General features: G+C 34.6%; 13 protein-coding genes. 1 reads left to right on the top strand and 12 read right to left on the bottom strand.

All coding sequences use genetic code 11. The features are described 5' to 3' along the window. Nucleotides 1-105: 105 nt before the first annotated feature. From nagA to FF52_RS19770, 5 genes are all read right to left on the bottom strand, one after another. Complete coding sequence (gene nagA / locus FF52_RS19790) at nucleotides 106-1,227, bottom strand: N-acetylglucosamine-6-phosphate deacetylase (protein ID WP_008468366.1); 1,122 nt, start codon at nucleotides 1,225-1,227, stop codon at nucleotides 106-108. A gap of 147 nt (nucleotides 1,228-1,374) precedes the next feature. Beyond that, a complete protein-coding gene (locus FF52_RS19785) occupies nucleotides 1,375-2,772 on the bottom strand; it encodes a TolC family protein (RefSeq protein WP_008468363.1) in 1,398 nt (465 codons plus the stop codon). Nucleotide 2,773: 1 nt separating this feature from the next. Continuing rightward, complete coding sequence (locus tag FF52_RS19780) at nucleotides 2,774-4,126, bottom strand: HlyD family secretion protein (protein WP_008468361.1); 1,353 nt, start codon at nucleotides 4,124-4,126, stop codon at nucleotides 2,774-2,776. A gap of 2 nt (nucleotides 4,127-4,128) precedes the next feature. Continuing rightward, nucleotides 4,129-5,784 carry a peptidase domain-containing ABC transporter gene (locus FF52_RS19775; protein WP_008468360.1) on the bottom strand — a complete coding sequence of 552 codons (1,656 nt, stop codon included), beginning with the start codon at nucleotides 5,782-5,784 and terminating at the stop codon, nucleotides 4,129-4,131. Between the two features lie 102 nt (nucleotides 5,785-5,886). Then, nucleotides 5,887-6,291, bottom strand: a complete 405-nt coding sequence (locus FF52_RS19770; protein ID WP_008468358.1) for a hypothetical protein — start codon at nucleotides 6,289-6,291, stop codon at nucleotides 5,887-5,889. Nucleotides 6,292-6,643: 352 nt separating this feature from the next. Between FF52_RS19770 and FF52_RS19765 the strand changes: the two genes are divergently transcribed. Further along, nucleotides 6,644-7,102, top strand: coding sequence for a DUF1810 domain-containing protein (locus tag FF52_RS19765; RefSeq protein WP_008468356.1), 459 nt, complete (start codon nucleotides 6,644-6,646; stop codon nucleotides 7,100-7,102). 88 nt (nucleotides 7,103-7,190) lie between these two features. Here the strand turns inward: FF52_RS19765 and FF52_RS19760 are convergent, their stop codons facing one another. The 7 genes from FF52_RS19760 to FF52_RS19730 form a co-directional block, all read right to left on the bottom strand. Beyond that, nucleotides 7,191-9,233, bottom strand: coding sequence for a protein-disulfide reductase DsbD family protein (locus FF52_RS19760; RefSeq protein ID WP_008468355.1), 2,043 nt, complete (start codon nucleotides 9,231-9,233; stop codon nucleotides 7,191-7,193). A gap of 146 nt (nucleotides 9,234-9,379) precedes the next feature. Next, nucleotides 9,380-12,196 (bottom strand): M16 family metallopeptidase, encoded by a 2,817-nt coding sequence (locus FF52_RS19755; RefSeq protein WP_008468354.1) that lies wholly within the window; start codon nucleotides 12,194-12,196, stop codon nucleotides 9,380-9,382. Between the two features lie 11 nt (nucleotides 12,197-12,207). Continuing rightward, complete coding sequence (locus tag FF52_RS23915; RefSeq protein WP_008468353.1) at nucleotides 12,208-13,590, bottom strand: TlpA family protein disulfide reductase; 1,383 nt, start codon at nucleotides 13,588-13,590, stop codon at nucleotides 12,208-12,210. 27 nt (nucleotides 13,591-13,617) lie between these two features. Further along, nucleotides 13,618-15,090 carry an aspartyl protease family protein gene (locus FF52_RS19745; RefSeq protein ID WP_083847517.1) on the bottom strand — a complete coding sequence of 491 codons (1,473 nt, stop codon included), beginning with the start codon at nucleotides 15,088-15,090 and terminating at the stop codon, nucleotides 13,618-13,620. Nucleotides 15,091-15,095: 5 nt separating this feature from the next. Then, nucleotides 15,096-15,965, bottom strand: a complete 870-nt coding sequence (locus FF52_RS23230) for a thioredoxin family protein (protein WP_008468344.1) — start codon at nucleotides 15,963-15,965, stop codon at nucleotides 15,096-15,098. Between the two features lie 73 nt (nucleotides 15,966-16,038). Beyond that, nucleotides 16,039-17,529, bottom strand: coding sequence for a PKD-like family lipoprotein (locus tag FF52_RS19735; protein ID WP_008468343.1), 1,491 nt, complete (start codon nucleotides 17,527-17,529; stop codon nucleotides 16,039-16,041). A 30-nt stretch (nucleotides 17,530-17,559) separates the two neighbouring features. Beyond that, nucleotides 17,560-18,327: a DUF4843 domain-containing protein gene (locus FF52_RS19730; protein ID WP_008468342.1), complete on the bottom strand. Its 768-nt coding sequence runs from the start codon at nucleotides 18,325-18,327 to the stop codon at nucleotides 17,560-17,562. Nucleotides 18,328-18,337: the final 10 nt, after the last annotated feature.

The raw sequence follows: 18,337 nt of genomic DNA, 5'->3' as shown, positions 1-18,337 counted from the left end.
ACTTTATATATACAAGCTGTTTGCAAGAAAAATATGAATATAAAATATACTAAAAGTAAGTTTTTATAAACACCTACTATACTTAAAAGTTAGATTTTAAAGTGGCTATTCAACCAGATTTAATGTCTTTATTACAGCCAAATCAGAATCGAATTGAACAAAACTCGCTGGAAAACCCGACTTAATTTTTCCAACTTTTTCTTTCATACCGATTGCCGCTGCCACTCTTGTAGTTGCCATTTTTATGGCTTCGTCCGAAGAAACATGCAAATACTTATAAGCATTTTGCACGGCTTCTGTCATTGAAATTGATGCTCCGGCAAGATTTCCGTCTTCGTTTCTATAAAAACCATCAACTAAATGCGCGTCAAAGTTATCCCATTTAAAATTGGCAACTTTTCTGCCTAAAAATGTAGCATCGCTGATTAAGAAAAATTTATCCTGTTTTAATTTGTACGCTATTTTTGCGGCTGCATAATCGCAGTGAACACCATCTAGAATTATTGGAGCGAAGACTTCTTCATTTTCAAAAACGGCTCCCACTAAACCTGGTTCACGATGCCCGAACTGTGTCATGGCATTAAACAAATGTGTTACAAGATTAATTCCTTTTGCGAAATAAGGCTGTGCTTCTTTATGCGTAATTGTTGAATGTCCGATTGAAATAGTAATACCACTTTCAATCAGCATATTTAACTGTTTTTCTGTAAAACATTCTGGAGCTATGGTAATGACTTTTATAACGTCATTTCCTTTACTGATAATTTCTTCAAGTTCTTCATCAGTTGGTTTTCGAACCTGATCGATGCTATGTGCTCCACGTCTTTGCGGATTCAAGAAAGGCCCTTCTAGATGCATTCCAATTACACCATTTTTATGTTTCTGCATGTAATTGCGAACGGCTTCAATTCCTTCTAAAATGGTTTCTCTTGACGAAGAAATTAGACAAGGTAAAACATGCGTCGTGCCATATTTCATACTAGCATCGTAAATATCCTGAATGGTTTCTTCGTTGGGTGTCTGGCTGAAATAATATTTTTCTCCACCATTAATTTGAATATCTATAAATCCTGCCGAAAGATGATTTCCTTTTAAATCAATAGTTTTGATATCATTTGGAATCTCTTTTTGCACGGAAATAATAGTTCCGTTTTCTACAACAACAACTCCATTTTCTATTATTTCTTCTCCTGTGTGTACGACAGCATTTATAATCGCTTGTTTCATTTTGTTTATTTCTTTGTTCCAAATTTAAATAAGTTTGAATTAATTCCTAAACAAAAAAGCTTTAGAAAAATATCTAAAGCTCTTTAAAATTTAAATTCTGAAAACTAATATAATGCAGACAGGTACAAAGCTGACTGTTTTTTAAAATCAATCTGGGTTTGCCAATATTTTATACAATTCGGCATTCGAAAGATAAAACTGATTCTCTAAACTAATTTGTGACAACTTTGCACTAACCAAATTGTTCTCTCTTGAATTGATTAAGAAAATCGAACTTTCTCCAAATGAGAAAAGTTTTTCTTCTGAGTCCAGCATTGTCATATAATCTTTTACGAGATTGTCAATTACGACTTTTTGTTTTCTTAACGAAGCTATCTCGGTCTGCTGTGCTTTTATTTTATTTTTTAATTCTAATCGCTGCTGACCTATGTCAAATTGCATGTCTTGAATTTTCAGTTTTGCCATTTTCAAACTTCCGCGTTCTTTTCTTAAGAAAATTGGGAAGCTGAAATCGATATTAAACTTATAATCATCGGCATTGAAATTATTCCAATAATTAGGCTCTGAAATATAGTTATACCCTACGTTTATTTTTGGAAGCAACGAATTGGCTTTCAGCTGGCGATTGACTTCCAGAATATCCATTTTCGTTTCCAAAGACTGAATTTTTGGGTGCGAGTCCAACGATTCAACATCGACCATCATGGCATCTGTTCTTAAAGTTTCCTCAATGGTCTGAATTAGATTTTGTTCTGGTTTTACTAAATCTCCCAACTCAACAGGAACATTTTCAATCCATAAAAAATTAGCTAGTTTCAATTTTGCTTTCGCTAATTTCAGATTTCCGTTTTCAACATTCAGTTCTCTGTTTCTTACTGTAATTTTAGCTTCAACACTGTCAATCGCTGGCGCGTCACCTGCTGCAATTAGTTTCCTAACACCTTCAAAACGAGTGCTGGCAAAACCTAGATAATTTTTATACAGTTCGGCTTCGTTATAGCTTTTTCGCCATTCAAAATAAGCTTCACTTGCTTGGTACAAAATTTCAATCGCTCTCAGTTTTCGCTGTGCATCGCTTAGTTTTACCTGAAGTTTTCCTTCGCGAACATCTGCCATTCTTTGGTTAATGAACATTCCTTGGCCTAAAGCAACGTTAATTCCGAGCGACGTTAAACCTGCTTCTGGAGTTTTATTCTGCGGATTGTAATATTCCCCGCTTGTATCATCAAAACCAGCTTTTACTTCAATTCCGTACCAGGTCGGAATTTTGAAACTGCTGTTTAATAACGAATAATATTCTGTGCCTTTAAATTCTTTCTTATTGTAATCTACTTCAATTTTTGGGTCAAATCCGCCACGTGCCAGCATCAATTTTGCCTGAGCGTTGGTCACTTCAAGATTAGCTTGTTTTACGAGCGGGTGGTATTTTTTAACATATCCCAAATACTCGATAAAAGTAAGCTCCTCTTGATTAAAATTCTGGCTATGCAGTGTAGAAAAACAAAATAGTATTAAGAAAGAAAACAATTTTACAAGATTTCTCATTTTACTTTTTCTCCTTTCCTTTTGCTTCTTTTTCTCCTGAGTTATAATAATTTGGAGGGAAACCATTCAGGTTTCGCCAAATCTCGTACCATACCGAGACGGTTTCTAACAAGGCAATACTTTGTGCTCCTGCTCCAATACTTAATTCTTTTGGCCAATGACGGTCTTCTCCATCTGGCGAAATCAGTATTCGGTATTTTCCGTTTGGACTGATAAAGTTTTCTATCGCTACCACTTTCCCTCCGTAAGTTCCGTAAGATAATCCAGGCCATCCTGAAAATACAATTCTAGGCCATCCATCAAACCAAACACGAACTTTTGCGCCTCGGTGAACCAGCGGCAAATCGATTGGGTCTACATACGTTTCTACCGCAATATCATATTTAGATGGCATGATGCTTACTACAGGAGTTCCTTCTTTAATCGTTTCTCCAAGACCTGCCAATAAAGCACGGTTTACATAACCGCTTTGTGGCGCCGTAATATAATATAAACCATTTCTAAGTCTATAATTGGTATATTGGTTTTCTAACTTATTTACCTGGGCTTCTGTATCGTATTGCGTGCTCAAAGCGGTAAATTTATCACTTCTCGATTTTGATATTTTTTCAGCATATTCAGCAGTAATTCTATTGATTTCTACTTTTGCATTTATCAATTCGTTTTTGCTGCTCAACAGTTTATTTTCCTGCGTAATCACATACGCTTCAGCTTCTTGCAGTTTTAATCTTTTCTGCTCGACATCGGTAAGCGGTTTTAGGCCTTCTTTGTTTAATGCAGTCGAACGGTCAAATTGTGTTTTTGCAATTCGAAGCTGTGTTTTTACCGCTACCAAATCCATACTGTCACTTTTTATTTTCAGTTGTGATTGGCGGATTTTGTTTTGTGCCTGTTGCAGTTTCAATTGTCTTTCTGTGCTAAGCGACTGCGCCTGCACATCAAGAGAATTTACTTTGTCGCTATACGATTCTACGGCCATTTTTTTGGCATCAACCTGTTGTTTGGTATTGCCAACGAGATTAGGATCTAGATAATCTTCTTTAATCTCCGAAATGTAAAGTATTGTATCACCTTTTTTTACATAATCCCCTTCCTTTACAAACCATTTTTCAATACGGCCCGCAATAGCATTGTGAACCGTTTGCGGTCTTTGATCTGGTTTTAAAGTAGTAACAGAACCTGTACCAGAAATATTCTGTGTCCAAGGCAGAAAAAGGCATAATACTGAAAATATCAGAAATCCGATGATGACTCTGTTTAAAATTTTATAATGTGGCCTGCGGGCAACGCTTGTAATCGATTTGTATTTGCCCGGCGTTATAAGTACGTTATTATCTTTAGATATGTTGAGCATGATTAAAGCTTTATGTCGTTAATAATTTTTCCGTCATCAATCGTAATCATACGACTGCATTTGCTTTTCCAAATATCACTTTTAGAAGTCACAATAACAGTCCAGTCATTTTCTTCAGAAAGTAAAAAATCAACGATTTTACTCGAAGTAATTTCGTCCATTTTATCAACTGGATCTTCTAAGAATAAGATATTTGGTTTACCCACAATACTTCTTGCCAAAAGAATTTTTTGAACATCAGAAGCAGAAAGTTCACGACCTCCTGGATGAATTTGATTCTCCAGTCCGTTCTCAAAAGTTTTAATGTACGGTGTTAATCCAACATTATCTAAAGCCCATTTTAAATCATCGCTATTTAATTTTTCATTTCCAAAAACAATATTCTCGCGAATAGTTCCTGCAAAAAGCGTATCACCCTGCAAATACGTTCCCGCCTGTGCTCTGTATGTATCTTCGTTAAGGCGGTTCATATAGTTATCAGTCACATACATGGCTCCGCTTTCTGGCTCTAAAACACCTGAAAGCAATCGCAGCAATGTACTTTTTCCTGCACCATTTGTTCCCGTAAGAATAATTTTTTCTCCTTGAGAGATTTTCAAATTGATATTCTTAAGCGATTTTTTGCTGTGTCCTGGGTAATTGTAACTAATGCTCTCTGTCTCAATATTGATTCCTTTTTCTGTTTTGTCAGAAGTCTCAGGAATGCAAGAAGTCTCCATATCAGTCACTTGACCAATTTTTTCAACAGAAGTCAAAACGTCGTAAAAAGACTCCAATCCGAAGATGATTTTTTCTACTGAGTTAATTAATAATACAATTACGATTTCAGCTGCTACGAACTGCCCTATGTTCATTTGGTGGTGAATTACCAGAAAACCACCTATTGATAATAAGGCAGCAGTAACAATTACCTTAAAAATAGTAAGCTGAATGTATTGTTTTTTCATTACCTGAAAGTGTTTTTCACGGTAATTTACATAGTTGTTTACATAGCCGTCATTTCTGTCCAGAGCATATTCGAAAGCTCCTTTTCTGCGAAAACTTTCTCTGTTTCTCGCAATTTCCTGAAGCCAAGCTGCTACTTTGTATTTAAATTTTGATTCGTTCAAACTGGTTTCTAGACCGTCTTTGTACGAAAACTTAAAAATGACATATAAAATGACAATAAATAAAAGTCCAATTACCGTAAAGAAAGAATGGTAAAGAACTAATAATATAATTCCCAGTCCGACCTGAAGAAATGCTGTACAGAAATCAAGCAAAAGTTTTGCCGTGCCTTTCTGCACCATTAAAGTATCAAAAAAGCGATTTGCCTTTTCTGGAGCATACTCTGAGTACATTTCTTTAAATTTAATCAAAGGCAGTCTGTACGCAAACTCAAATGAAGAACGCACAAAAATTCGCTGCTGCAGGTTCTCTACAATACGCAGCTGTAAAATCGTTAGTATGCCTCCAAAACCAACTCCAACCGTAACTAGAATCACAAGAATGATCCATGATACGCTTAGCTGTCCGCTTTGAATAAAATTAATAATGGCTTGGATTCCCAAAGGCAGAGAAAGATTTACTAACCCTGCAAACGCAGCATAGAAGATAATTTGATACACATCGCGCTTATCTAGCTGCAATAAGTTGTAAAATCGTTTGAATGGTGTCATGAATTTAAAGTATAAATACAAGATTATTACATAGAATAAATATACGGCAAAAACCGCATTAACAGATTAAGATTTTCAACCTAATCCTTAAAAAACAAGTATTTATGAAATCATCCGAGGAGGCGGTATGTCTATTTTACCATGAAAACTAAACGAGAAGATTGTATTATCGATGTATTTTTTTCCTTCTGATTCTACTAGAAAGTAAAAATTAGGCATTAAGGATTCTGATGAAACTAAATATTCCATTAACGGAATTCCTTTTGCTAATTTGGCTGTTTTGGTATCTTTTGTTTTGTAGTCATCCAGCTCTTCTGGAATTCCGTCACACTTAAAGATTTTTTTTAAGAAGTTGCATGTAATGCCTTTTACCGTATAGGTTTCTGCATTATCGGTAATAATTCGGCTTACACCATTTGCAATGTTTAAACTGCTGATTAAAAAATAGCCGACAAGTAACGCCTGAAGGCATTTACATAAAAAGCTATTTTTAATCTTATTCAACATACTCTAAAATGGCGTAAAGCTTAAGAAATCACATCAATTTGAACTGAAATCCCACTGATTTAAGGCGTTTGCTATAATTATTTTAAGCGCGCAAGTTAGAGCCATTTTTTTTGCAGAACATTAAAATAACATTAGAATTTAGAATCATTCAAAAGTTTATAATTACATTAACAAGGCATTCTTACAGGCCTATCGGAATTATGTAAAGACAAACTACAATTCTATAACTCAGATGGCTATGGTCATTCTACTTTTGGTATTCGAAAATTTGATACAATTCTTTAAAAATATATTACAAGTGTTACCGATTAAACAAATTAGATTTACAAACCATTTAATACAGAATCAAGAGATGACTTACGCAAAAAATGATTTGACCCGATTTTTAGATGCGCAAAATAAACTTTATCTGACCGCATTATCTGAAATAAAAAAAGGTAAAAAAGAAACTCATTGGATGTGGTTTATTTTTCCGCAGATCAAAGGACTCGGTAAAAGTGCTCTTTCTGATTATTATGCCGTTGCCGACCTTAAAGAAGCAACTGAATTTTTAAATCATCCGATTTTATCGAAACATTTAATTGAGATTTCTAAACTTCTTCTGACTTTAAAAAAGAAATCTGCTGAAGGAATTTTAGGAGAACTTGGTGCCAGAAAGCTGCATTCTTCTATGAGCTTATTTGTACAGGTAGAAAATGCGCATCCTGTTTTTCAGGAAGTTTTAGATACTTTTTTCTACGGCCATTTGGATCAATTAACTTTGAATTTTACACAAAAAAATAGTGTTCTGCCAGACACAGTACTTTCTTAATATTCTTAGAACAAAAAAGGGAATAGCTCGTAAACTATTCCCTTTTTGATTAACAACATAATTATAAATAAAGCACAAACCCTGAACTTTAACTTTTCTCAAAATTTGAAACGCCTTTTTTAAGCCAATTCAAATATTCTTCGATATCTGGATTATAAGCTGAAGTTTCGTTGAGCGTCTCTCCGTTATGATCTACCAGAACATAAAATGGCTGTGCGTTGGTTTTGTAGGTCAGCGTTTGGAATTCACTCCATTTTTGACCAATATATTTTAATTTTTTGCCTGTCAGTTTTGAAGTAATCTGTTCCTGCGGATTCAGTTCTCTTTTATCATCTACATAAAGCGAAATTAAAACCAAATCACCTTTTAAGATTTTCTGCACCTTTTCGTCAGACCAAACATTATCTTCCATCTTGCGGCAGTTTACACAAGCATGACCAGTAAAGTCTATCATAACCGGTTTCCCTATTTTTTTGGCATATTGCATACCCAAATCATAATCGGTAAAAGCCATAATATTATGCGGACCAAGCTCTGCTCCTTCTGGAAGATTTTGTGTTATTTCTTTTGAAGCGGCATTATTCAATCCGTTCGGAATTTCGCTGTAATGCATTGGCGGAGGAAAACCACTGATCATTTTAAGCGGAGCGCCCCAAATGCCTGGAATTAGATAAATGGTAAAAGCCAAAACTAAAACGCCCAATCCTAATCTTCCAACGCTTATATTCGAAACTGGACTATCATGCGGCAATTGAATTTTTCCGAACAAATAAAAAGCCAGCGTCCCAAAAATAGCAATCCAAATGGCTAGGAAAACCTCTCTTTCAAGCCAATGCAATTGCAGAACCAAATCGGCATTGGAAAGAAATTTAAAAGCCAAAGCCATTTCCAAAAATCCTAAAAATACTTTAACCGAATTGAGCCAGCCGCCCGATTTTGGAAGTGAATTCAGCCAGCCCGGAAAAGCAGCAAATAATGTAAATGGCAAAGCTAAGGCCAAAGAAAAACCAAACATTCCGACAAAAGGCGCAATTCCGCCTCGTGAAGCCGCTTCTACCAATAAAGTGCCTACAATGGGTCCTGTACAAGAAAAAGAAACAATCGCCAAAGCCAAAGCCATAAATAATATTCCGACAATTCCGCCTCTATCAGCTTGCGAATCGACTTTGTTCGCCCATGCATTAGGCAACATAATTTCGAATGCGCCTAAAAATGAAAACGCAAAAATCATTAAAAGCACAAAAAAGATCAGATTAAACCAAACGTTTGTAGAAAGCGCATTGAGCGAATCTGCTCCAAAAGCCCAAGTCACAATGGCTCCCAAAAAAATATAAATCGCAATAATGGCAATTCCGTAAAAAACGGCTTTTCTAATTCCTTGCGATTTGGTTTTGCTTTGTTTGGTAAAAAAACTCACCGTCATCGGAATCATTGGGAAAACGCAAGGCGTTAACAATGCCGCAAATCCAGAGAAAAACGACAATAAAAAAATCGTCCACAAACTTCTAGATTGCGTTTTTGGTTCACTTTTTTTGATTTCTTTTTGAGGCGTTTTTACAATTTCTGCGGGAACAACTTCTTCTGATTTTTCTTTTATTTCAGTAACCGAAGAATCTATTGTTTCTGTTTTTATTTCTTCTTTTACTGTTGCTTCTATTAAAGTCTTCGCTTTCGCGGAAGGGCTAATGGAAAATTCTAATTCATCTGAACTTGGCGGAAGGCAGTTTTCATCATTACAAACCATAAATTCAACTTCGGCTTTGATTTTGAAAGGTTTGGATGAAAGTATTTTAACGCGTTGTCTAAAAGTGGTTTCTTTTTCAAAAAACTTAATCTGCATCTTGAAAACAGGATCGTTAACCGTTTTTCCTTTTTCTTCTTTTACAGCATCAGTTAATTGAAAATCTTTGCTTTTTATAAAATTAAAATGAGTTGGAATCGGTCCTCCGTCTGAAACTTCCTGACTGTATAAATGCCAACCCGATTCTATAATGGCTTTTGCCTGCAATTCATATTCAGTATCTGAAATTTTCTCGACACTGGTTTTCCATTTTATGGGATTGTATATCTGAGCCTTTACGAATATGGAAAACAGCAGGAAAAAGCCCAGTAAAAAAATATTCTTTTTCATGGGTAAAAATCTTTAAAAAGAGGGTTGAATAGCAAAAAACAACCCTCTAAGTAATCCGCTATACAAACTAAATTGCTTACTAATTCAAAATAACTATTTGATAGGGAAATACAAATTAAACTCTAGTAAATAAAAATTGGGTCAGATTATTTTAATGGTTTGAAAACGACTTCATACGAATCTGCTTTGCTTAAAAACGAATTTGCAAAATCCTGAATGTCTTTTGCTGTAATTGATTTTACAATATTTTCGTAGTTATCAGGATCATTCATATTTATTCCATCAACAAAATAACTGTAAAGCAAATAACTGCTGTACCTATTAAAGTTTTTACCGTCTTCTTTTTCTTTTAAATAATTTGTTTTTGTTTTTTCTAAATCCTCAGAAGCAATTTCTCCTTTTTTAATTTTATCAATTTCCTGATAAACAATTGGAAGTAAATGTTCTACTTTATCAGCATCACAATCAAAATTAATTTCCAATTTAGCTTTTGAAATTGGCAATTTATCGATATTTGAATCAACACCTGCACCATAAGTTCCGCCTTCTTTTTCACGAAGACTTTCGGTATAACGCAAAGTCAAAATATCTCCTAAAAAAGAAGCTAATATTTTGTTTCTCTGAGTATAAGCATAGTCCTTCAAGAATGCAATTCGAACCGAGCTTTTTGCAGTTTCCATTTTTATAAAAACATCATGATCAATTTTGTTCGACGTCCATTTCGGAATCTCAGTCTTAAATTTTTCTTTACGTTTAATTCCATTTATACTAGCGATATATTTTTCTAATAATGGTTTTAAAACTTCTGGCGAAACATCTCCAACAATATAAAATTCAAAATTTGAAACATCTGCAAAACGATCCAGATAGAAAGCTTTCATTTTATCAAAAGATAAATCGTCGATATATTTTTGATTGAATGGCTGTACTCGTGGGTTGTTTTTTCCATAAACCACAGCTGTTAAACTGTCGTCCATTTTTGCATTGATGTCATTTGCTCTATTTTTAAGCGAATTTTGTAATCTTTGCTTTAACAGTGCATACATCTGATTATCAAATCTTGGCTGTACAAAACGCAAATGAACCAATTGCATCATCGTTTCAATATCTTTTACGTTTGCAGAACCTGAAACGGTTTCTTTAAGCGAACTAATGCTTACAGAAGAATTGGCAATTTTTCCTTTTAAAACTTTATCTAAATCAACATTCGAAAGTTCGCCAACTCCAGACATCATTGCTAAAGTTGTAGTACGCCCAATTGACGGAAGATCTTGCGGTTCGTACAATGAAGTTCCTCCAAAACTTTCAGCTTTAAGCTCCACTTCTTTTTTGTTTTTATCGGCAAATTTGTAATGCACTTTTACACCATTGCTCAATACAAAAGTGGTTGCATCGATTGAAGCTTCTTTTTTCTCCGAAACAATTTTTCCAGAATTAATTTTTAGGTTTCCTAAAAGTGTTTTTCCTTCAAAAGTATCCACATAAGGCTGTAACGATGCATCGTTTTCTGCTTTCTGAATAATATCAAAAGCTTTTTCTTGCGTTAAATTATTTTCGTTTTCTACACCTGTAACCGCTACCACACGATTTTGCGCTGTATATAATTTACTGATTTGCTCTTGAAGAATTTTCGTGTCCACATTTTTCAAAATGCTTTTTACCATTTCAAATTCTGCTTTTGGGTCGGCAATTACTTCGTGATTCAAATAATCGTCTTTTACCATTCCGATAACTTGTTTATGCGGAATCTCATTTAGTTTGTCTAAATAGTTTTCATAACTCGAGATATTTTCTGTAATGGCTCTTTCGATTTCTCCTTTAGAAAAACCAAATTTATACGCACGAACCCATTCGTTCATTACCATCGCAAAAGCTTCAGCTTGTTTTTCTGGTTTCGGAGAAACGTTCAAAATCCACATATCATTCAAACGCGTGTAGTTTTGATATCCGATTGATGCACTTTTAAAAGGGCATTCTTGTTTCTGCGCCATTTCTGCCAAACGATTATTTAAGATAGAAAAAGCAAGGCTTCTTTGTGTCGATTTCTCTAATTCTGCATAATCATTCGTCGATTTTTCGGCTGTATGGCGAATCATAAAACTTATGTTTGAAGCCGAAATTTCTTTGTCTAAAGCCAGTTTAAAAGTTGGTTCTACTCTTTCTGGAATGGCAATTTCAAAACGTTTTTTAGGGTTTACAGGTGTCGGAATATCTGCAAAAAGCTTCTTGATTTTTGCTTCAATTTCATCTGCATTGATATCTCCCACAATTGCGATTGCCTGCAAATCTGGACGATACCAATCTTTATAAAAATCTTTTAAAACCTGATATTTAAAGTTTTTAATGATTTCCATATCACCAATTGGCATACGGTCTGCATACAATGAATTGTTGTAATAATACGGCGCCAGCTGATTGTAAATTCTAGCTCTTGCATTTTGTCTTGTACGCCATTCTTCGGTAATCACGCCACGTTCGGCATCGATTTCTTCATCTGTTAGAGATAAAAAATTTGACCAATCGTGCAAAACCAATAAACAAGTATCGACAACTCCGCCATCTTTTGACGGAATATTATCTAGATTGTAAACCGTTTCGTCTGTGCTTGTGTAAGCGTTGATATTTTTCCCGAAAACGGCACCTTGTTTTTGAAGCGTATTCAAGATTCCTTTTCCTTCAAAATGTTTCGTTCCGTTAAACGCCATGTGTTCTAGGAAATGCGCCAGACCTTTCTGCTGGTTATTTTCTAAAATCGAACCAACGTTCTGAATGATATAATAACTTGCTGTATTTTTATTGACATCTGTCGGGTAAATATAATACGTCATTCCGTTTGGCAGAATTCCTTTTTTTATTTTCTGGTTTACTGCAATTGGATCTGTTGCTTTAAAGTTTTGCGCTTGCGCGAAAGTTAAACTTCCGATAAAAAGAAGTAAAACTGATATTTTTTTGCTGTATTTCATAAAGCTATTAATTAACCTTTCAATAATTTATCCAGCTGCACTCTCAACTCTGGATTTGACGGACGAAGCGCATCGGCATTGATAATATTTCCTTTTGTGTCAAACAATAAAAATCTAGGAATCGCATTTACGTCATAATTTTTGGCCACATCAGAACCAAAATCTTTATCGGCCATTAATTGAATCCCTTTTAATTGTTCTTTAGTAACAAAATCTTTCCATTTTTGTGCGTCTTTTGGTTTATCCAATGAAAGACTTACAAAAACGATATTTTTTCCGTGATAATCTTCCTCGATTTTTTTCATGTGTGGAATCTCTGCTTTACAAGGTCCGCACCAAGTTGCCCACAAATCGATGTACACAAATTTACCTTTAAAATCCGAAAACGAAACTGGTTTATCGTTGATGTCTTTATAAGTAAAATCCAATCCTTTTTGCCCCACATTTTTATGAAGTACTTTTTCATATTCTAATAAAAATGCTTTACTCGCGTCAGAAACCATAAAAGGTTTAATGGTTGGAGCAATTTTTTCGTATTCTTCAATTTTCATTCTTGAAGTTGCCACTTCTTCACGAAGATATGCATCCTTTAAAGCTGGATCTGTAATATGAGTAATTGATTCTGTTAAGTCCAAACGTTTTGGTTTCTCACCACCATTAATGCTTACATAGAAAAAATAATTTGTCATTAAAGAAACTCCATTTGCTAATTTCAACAAATCTGGATCTGTAAATTTCTTGTCTGTCATCCAAGTTTTAATCACTGCCGGACGATCGTCTTTGTCTGGAAACACAGATCTTGGCATTCTGAAAAAAGTATACGTCAGTTCTTCAACATCTGTTGCAACGGCCAATTTTAATAGTTTATTGAAATTAGCATCTTTAGTTTTAATTGATTTTGAAAATTCGTCAGCTTTAGCTAGACCTTTATCAATAAACGGATAAAATTCTACATACGATACATTTTCACCTAGACGAGCAAATGGCGCAAATTCGTTGTAGATTTCGTTTGCTTTTTGCACCAAAGCATTTTGTCCGATATTCTTTCCGCTTAAAACATAATTCGTTTTATTGACCACAAGATTAATATCTAATTTTGGTTCTAAATACAAACGAATTAATTGGTTTCTGCTTTTAAATTGTCCATAGTCAACATAATAAAAGCCAGCAGCTGAAACTGGTGTCATAAAGCCAAATTCCCCCAGTGAATTGACTTTTGCGGTAGCAGCAACGACTGGCTTTCCTTCTTCGACATTGTAAAGTGTTACCTCTTTTGCTTTGAAATCTGGAATCGCAATTGTTCCTCTGATTACTGCGTATTCTGAAAGATTGGCAGCAAAGCTCATTTGAACCGTAATGAAGGTCAAAATGAAATAAAAAATGTGTTTTTTCATTATTTCTTTGTTTTTTGGTTGATAGTTTTAAATTGAAATCCTCATAGATTGATCACCTTGCTCGATGATAAAATCTTTGCTTTCTTTAGTTTCTTTTAGTTTTTTAAGATTTTCAGGACTTAATAAATCTTTAGCTTCAAAATCGTTAATCTGTGTAACTTTTGCTCCAATTTTGACTTTTTTCAAATCCTCATTTTCCTGATCTATAATTCTCTTTATCAGAAGGTTTTGGTTTTCGTCAAAATCCAAATCAAGTCCGCTTAAAAAGAAAGAAGATGTCTTTTTGAAATTTTTGTTTGGTTCTAGATAAACGGTTTTGTCCAATAAATTGATTGTAAAATTGAATCGTTTGATGAGATCAATTCCAAGAGAACCATCGGCGAAAGCCCAGTTTTTATTGGCTTCGTCATATTCCTGCAAAGCAATCGTTACGTTTGGAAAATTGTTTCCGTTTAAACCAACATTTGGAATAGTGCCACCGACAATTCCCGTCTGTTTTCCTAAACTGAAATTGACTGACTTATATTCGGTTTTTAAACTTGCTTCGAGATTATTTTTATGATTGAAAGGTCCGTAAGCTATAAGATCGTAACCTGCTCCGGTATCAAAAGTGAAACCGCCTTCGACTGTTTTTTTATCTTCAAAAGTCAGATTCATTTTTACTACCGGAAGTCCCGATTTATAATTAAAAACCAAAGGCTTTGCTTTTCCCCAATACTTAAAATTTCCGAAATTATATAAGTCAATCGTCATCGTGTCAAAGTTGACCGATGTGATAAAATTTCTCAACAAGTTTGCACCAAACAATCCGTCGTAAATACCGTGTTTTGGAAAAATAACTAAACCTTGATTTTTCAGAACTTGATCGCCAATGTAAATGGTATTATCTGCCGAATACTGCACTTGCTGACTTCCGCCAACTACAGAAGCCGATTTACTTTTGGTAACCACAACGCCAGCTTTGTACGCGCTGTCCGGATTGAGCGCCATTCCGTCTGCTCCTGTGTCAAAAAGCATTAAAAATTCGCGATCGGCTTTGTTCAGTTTTATTTTAATGGCGATTCCGTTTTCGATAATTTCAAACGGAATACTTGCCACTTCTTTTACTTGCGCGTGTCGGTCAACTTTGTATAAAGAATCGAAAAAAGTCACGTACAGCATTTTATTTTCTAAGTTGAAGACGATTTGAGACGGCTTTTTTTCTTTTCCTTTAAAACAAAAATCTACCAAGACAAAAGTTTCGTTTTTAATCGCCACAGATTTTCCAACTTGAATTGAATCTAAAGCCGGAAATGCTTTGAAAATTCCGTTCAAATAAAATTCGTTTGAAGAAGAATCTCCAACGCCAACAGTAAATTGCGGCGCCAGAAGATCTTTCATTTCAGCATAACTTTTGTTCTGAAAAGCTTTTTCGAAAGTTTTAATAGATTTCTGAATGCTGTTTTGAGCATAAACCGTACAGCTAAAAATCAATATCACAAAGAATACTATCTTTTTCATTTCGATTACTTGTGTGAAGCCGACGGATTAACTACCACTTTTTCTACTCCAAAATCTTTTAATAAAATGCCCGAATATTTTGTGAATTCTTCTGGCGTATAGAGTTCTTTAGATTCATTTACTAATTCTGTAAATCCTTTTAAATCGTTCTTTTTTTCGAATTCTTTTTTCTTGCGCTGTAAAATGGAAAATACGTGTGTTGTCACATTCCATGTTCCGTAATCTTTCGCCAGTTTTTTACTATTGAAAAGAAATGCATCATCATATTGTTTTCCAACTCGCAATCCAGTAACAATTACAAAAGAAATTTCATCAGAAGAATCTTTAGATTTTAAATATGTATCGATCACATCGAAAGGAACATTTCTTTTTCCGTTTAAATACGCTTGTTTGTAAAAATCAGGATAATCATTTTCATTGATTTCAGGACTATACTTTTTGAAAATCCCTTTTTTAGCCGCTTCTTTTGCGTTTTGAAGTAAAGCTGTAAATTGCTCTACGTTATGAAAACCGCCTGCAATGTCAATTATTTTTCCGTCGGCATTCATCAATAAAAAAGTTGGAAATCCGGTAACGCCATATTTCATGCATAGCTTTTTACCGATTTCTTCTTTCAAAATATCTGATTTGAAAGTGACAAAATCAGCGTTTAAAAGTGCTGTTACTTTTGGATCAGGAAACACTTCTTTATCCATTTGCGCGCATGGCATACAGCCTGTAAAATACAAATCGACAAAAATTAATTTTTTCTCTGTTTGCGCTTGTTTTTTAGCTTGTTCCCAACTTTCTTGAGTGGATTGCGCTTGTGCTTTTAAGGCAATAGATGGACAGGCAAGCAGCAAAACTGCGCTTGCGATTCTAATAAATCGTTTCATAAAATGTGGTTTTTAGAAACCGAATGAAGAATTAAGTTTACTCTTCATTCGGTTTGGTTTTTAGGTTTTATAATTATCTCACGCGATATGTAACATCAACAATTTTGCATAGGCCAGAATAACTGCTTTCCAAAATTAAATTTCCGTTTACAGGCGGCACGGTGTACAATTCTAATTTTCCTGTTGAACTGTACGAACCGACAATTAATTTACTGATAATCTCTTTTTTCCCTCTTTTGCTGAAACCTAGATAAGTAATTTCTTCACTGCCTTTATCTAACATTAATTTTGCAGATTGTGTGCCGCTGTCATACTCATAGACTTTGTTGCCAACCGTATAAAACAAATATCCAGCATCTGGGCTTACGGCAAATTTTGTTGCTTTGTCTAAATCTGGAGCATTCAACATTTCTTTATAATAAGTTTGTACAGCAGTACTATTAAAACGAAGCAAATAGAATTTGCCTGTTGAAAGGTTTTTTAATACTGCAAAACTTTCATTCAAATTGAAATTTGAAGCAGTCATGTAGACCAGATCACAGTTTGTATTGTTCCAATCTAATGCTGTTGCTGAAGCCGTAACTGGAGGCATCGCAGAACAAGTTCCTTTTGAATAACTAAAGCGTAGAAAACGATGTTTCTCAACATCAAAAAATACTGGAGTTCCTGTTGAGCCGTATTCAGCAATAAAAGGCGCTGCATAGAAATTCTTAGTTTCGAGATCTACTTTATTTTGTGGCAATCCGTATCTAATTTGCTGTGTTCTATTAAAATAATAGATATTACCATCTTTATAAATGAAATTCTCACCTGAAGAAGGAGACTTCATAAAATCTATTCCAAAGTTTGTTGGAAAAGCTCCACCAACTGTTTCATAAGCTAAATTCATGGTCTGATTCCATTCAAAAGAATCTGGTTCCAATCTTGCCGTTCCTGATTCTGAAGCCGTAACATAAACTCCATAAATAACAGTTCCTGGTAAAGGAGTACTAAAACAATCTACATCTACAGCTTTTCCGCTTAATTTCAGTGCAGACCCAGCCGCATCTAAAACATCATTGATAATTCGCGGCTGTGCAACACCTGGAATTATCGAAACCATATCCAAGCGAGCTTTTCCATCTACATCTCCAACAACCAGCCAGCCTTCATAAATAGAAGAGACCACATTTAATGTAATAATAGGCTGTTGCCAGTTTACCCCTGTTACTTTATCCTTCACGAAATAATATAGATCGTATCTTGCTGGCGGTAATTTTAAAATACCGTCAAGATTTTTTGTTGTAGCAATAGTAGTTCTAGCTTCAATGGCCAATTTTAATGGATTTACTACGACCCACTTATATTCATAACGATCAGAATCTGAGCCGTCATCTAAAGTCGGATTTATTTGTGGTGCAATCTTAAAATAGTCTCCAGTGTAAACAGTGTATTCATTTTGTATTCCAGTTACTTCAAGCTCATTTATCTTTTCGTAATCGTAATTTCCCTCATCACTTACACAACCGTAAGCTAAAAAGAGAAGCGCTATTACAGCTGCTTGTATTTTTATATTTTTAAACATCGCTTTATATTTTAAATTAGAGAATGGTTTTTATGGAAATAGCATTTCTTTTCCGTCTTCCTCATAAATAGTATTGCCGTTGGCTTTCTGATCAGCCAGATAACGTCTCATAAAACTTGCATAATATTGCACTTCAGGAATTGAAAGTCCTGTGGAACCTGGAGTCTGATTAAACATTTCTGGTTCAAGATTCATAAGCTCACACATTAAAAAGAATTTTTTAGCGGTAAACACACCAAACATGCCTTGTTGCCATCCAATTGGTGTTGATAATTTGTCATTAAATGACAATTTAAAACGAATATAGCTTCTAGTTTTACCAGTAAGAACATTCGTTACCTTTGATTGCATGTTGGTGGTAAAAAATTCATTTTCTTCCAGATTTAATACCATTGTCAAATCTTTATCTTTCATATCAGGGGTTCTAAGCACTCTGATAAAAACAGTGTCTAATTCTTTCCCTGCATGCATTACAATATTTTCTGGCAATATAAAATGAGTGCCTAAAACGGCTGTACTTGTTGGGTCAACTGTAAGTTTAACAGCTCGATCTACATTGCTTACTTTTCCTTGCACACGTATCGCAAGAGGATAAATTCTTTCTACAATGGCTACCTTATCCAAACCAAAACTAAAGCCTGTACTGTCTATAAGCGGTCCGTTTTTATATTCTGGAAATATAGCACGCGAGAAATAAATGTTATCTGTATCTGAATAAACTTCAATTTCTTCTTTATCACATGATGTCAATCCTAACAGCGATAGAAAAGTGATACCTAAAATCAATATTTTTTTCATGATTACTTTT

Origin of the sequence: Flavobacterium sp. F52 (genome assembly GCF_000278705.1) — a bacterium.
GTDB classification, from domain to species: Bacteria; Bacteroidota; Bacteroidia; order Flavobacteriales; family Flavobacteriaceae; genus Flavobacterium; species Flavobacterium anhuiense.
This window is presented reverse-complemented; position numbering and strand designations above follow the sequence as displayed.

What these genes read in the sequence shown, in the direction of transcription:
- nagA (WP_008468366.1), bottom strand. Translation starts at nt 1,227, where the DNA reads ATGAAACAAGCGATTATAAATGCTGTCGTACACACAGGAGAAGAAATA.
- FF52_RS19785 (WP_008468363.1), bottom strand. Translation starts at nt 2,772, where the DNA reads ATGAGAAATCTTGTAAAATTGTTTTCTTTCTTAATACTATTTTGTTTT.
- FF52_RS19780 (WP_008468361.1), bottom strand. Translation starts at nt 4,126, where the DNA reads ATGCTCAACATATCTAAAGATAATAACGTACTTATAACGCCGGGCAAA.
- FF52_RS19775 (WP_008468360.1), bottom strand. Translation starts at nt 5,784, where the DNA reads ATGACACCATTCAAACGATTTTACAACTTATTGCAGCTAGATAAGCGC.
- FF52_RS19770 (WP_008468358.1), bottom strand. Translation starts at nt 6,291, where the DNA reads ATGTTGAATAAGATTAAAAATAGCTTTTTATGTAAATGCCTTCAGGCG.
- FF52_RS19765 (WP_008468356.1), top strand. Translation starts at nt 6,644, where the DNA reads ATGACTTACGCAAAAAATGATTTGACCCGATTTTTAGATGCGCAAAAT.
- FF52_RS19760 (WP_008468355.1), bottom strand. Translation starts at nt 9,233, where the DNA reads ATGAAAAAGAATATTTTTTTACTGGGCTTTTTCCTGCTGTTTTCCATA.
- FF52_RS19755 (WP_008468354.1), bottom strand. Translation starts at nt 12,196, where the DNA reads ATGAAATACAGCAAAAAAATATCAGTTTTACTTCTTTTTATCGGAAGT.
- FF52_RS23915 (WP_008468353.1), bottom strand. Translation starts at nt 13,590, where the DNA reads ATGAAAAAACACATTTTTTATTTCATTTTGACCTTCATTACGGTTCAA.
- FF52_RS19745 (WP_083847517.1), bottom strand. Translation starts at nt 15,090, where the DNA reads ATGAAAAAGATAGTATTCTTTGTGATATTGATTTTTAGCTGTACGGTT.
- FF52_RS23230 (WP_008468344.1), bottom strand. Translation starts at nt 15,965, where the DNA reads ATGAAACGATTTATTAGAATCGCAAGCGCAGTTTTGCTGCTTGCCTGT.
- FF52_RS19735 (WP_008468343.1), bottom strand. Translation starts at nt 17,529, where the DNA reads ATGTTTAAAAATATAAAAATACAAGCAGCTGTAATAGCGCTTCTCTTT.
- FF52_RS19730 (WP_008468342.1), bottom strand. Translation starts at nt 18,327, where the DNA reads ATGAAAAAAATATTGATTTTAGGTATCACTTTTCTATCGCTGTTAGGA.